General features: G+C 68.7%; 1 protein-coding gene. It reads right to left on the bottom strand.

What is annotated here, in order from left to right:
* Nucleotides 1-158 precede the first annotated feature (158 nt).
* On the bottom strand, nucleotides 159-1,229 hold the full coding sequence (locus ACFW6B_RS41085; RefSeq protein ID WP_386605054.1) for an ISAs1 family transposase: 1,071 nt from the start codon (nucleotides 1,227-1,229) through the stop codon (nucleotides 159-161).
* Nucleotides 1,230-1,791 lie beyond the last annotated feature (562 nt).

Here is a 1,791-nt window from a genome sequence, read left to right on the forward strand (position 1 = left end):
CCCCTCGCCGAGGTCCCCCGGCCGAAAACCGCCGCCATGCCGACGCCCAGTCCAAGCCAGATCTTTACCTTCCCTTTGCGACCACCGCCGCCCCACTCCCCCGCCCCCGGAGGCGCGCCTCCCAGGGTCTTTGAGAAGTGATCTTGTGTCCGGGTTCGTCACGCCAGGCCGAGGGCGGTGAGGGGCCGCAGGTGGTTTCGGGCGGTGTGGCGGAGGGCGGCTGCGATGTTGGTGTGGCCGTCCTGACGGTGGACGCCGATGGCGAGGTTGCGCAGGCCGGCCATGACGCGGGGTAGGTGGCGGGTGCGGATGTGCGAGGCGTCTTCGTGGAAGGTGCGGTCGCGGACGTGGTGCAGCTGGTTCTCGATGCGCCAGTGACCGCGGATCCAGGCCGCGAGTTCGCTGCCGTCGGCCGCGCCGGGCGGCAGGCTCGTGACCAGGTAGATCCGCTCGATCGTCAGCTTGCCCGTGCCCATGTCCCGTCTCCAGCGCACGACTTGGAGTGCCTGGCGTGCGTGGGGATAGTCGATGTGGGCGAACGCGGTGGTCTTCAGGCGGCGGATCTCGTCGCGGTGGTGGGCCCGGGTGCGGTCGATGTGGTCCAGGCGGATGTCGCGCCAGGGAAGGCGGCGGACCCGCTCATGCAGTCCGGGGTGGTTCCGCTTGATGACGGCCAGATAGTGAGCCCCGCGTTCGTGCAGGTAGGAGGCGTGATCGTGCTGGGTGTGCAGGGCGTCGGCGGTGATCACGGCATCGGTCAGGTCGAGGCCGTCCAGGAGCGGTGCGAAGGCCGGGATCTCGTTGCTTTTCCTGTCGATCTGTCGTTGGGCGAGGACCTGGCCGCTGTGGGTCATGGCGGCGATCAGGGCAGTGGCCGGTTGTTTTGTGGTGCGGGAGCCGCGGAGTGTCTTGCCGTCGACGGCGATGACCTTGCGTTGCGGGGCCGGGGCCTTGCGTTCCTGGAGGAAGTCGCCGATGGCGCGGTCGAGGGCGTCCCCGTCCGCAGCGGCCAGGACGAGGCGGACAGTCGTGGCATGGGGCGGGCGGATCCGGCCGGTCAGCGGGTCGGGCCGGAATCCGAGCAGGGCCAGGACGCTCTGCGGCGCGTCGGCGACCCACTCGCCGATCGCCGTGATCGAGGCGGCGCCGGCCAGAACGGCGGCGGCCGCGGAGGTGAGCAGCGCTGTCCATGGGTGACGGATGCCGCGACGGGCCCGCGGGTCAGGCACCGTGGCCAGAAACTTCCGCAGGTCAGCGACTGTCTCCAGCGGGGCTGGACCGGAGGCGTCCCCCAGTTGCTGGAGGCATGACGGCATGCGGGAAGATGGGTGTGCAGGCATGGACTCGCTCGGTGCTCATACGGACTCGACACCCACATGATCACCAGCGGCCATGCCTGTTCTGCGTCCAGGGACGCCCCCGGCAGAAGCCGACAAGCCATCACATCCGGCTCTCGGCAGGCGAACCGCCCACCTCGGCACTTCTCAAAGACCCTGCCCCATCGCCCCCTCGCGCCGAGCAGCGCAACGCCCAAAATCCAGCACGAGCATTCCCCTCCCATCCCAGCACGATCCCAGCACGATCCCAGCACGGGAAAAAGCCAAGGGTCTTCCCTCGGCGGCTTCGGTCAGCTGACCGCCATCGAGGTCTTCGAGGAGGTGGGCGATCCCCGTTGCGGCCCCGCTCTGATCGCTCTCCTGGGCAGCGACGACTCCACCACGAGGAGATCTTTAATGAGCATCGAGGGGAAGGCTTCGATGGCGAGATGAACGAGTGGTTCAACCATGTGGT

It is taken from the genome of Streptomyces sp. NPDC058751 (assembly GCF_042746485.1).
Lineage (GTDB): Bacteria > Actinomycetota > Actinomycetes > Streptomycetales > Streptomycetaceae > Streptomyces.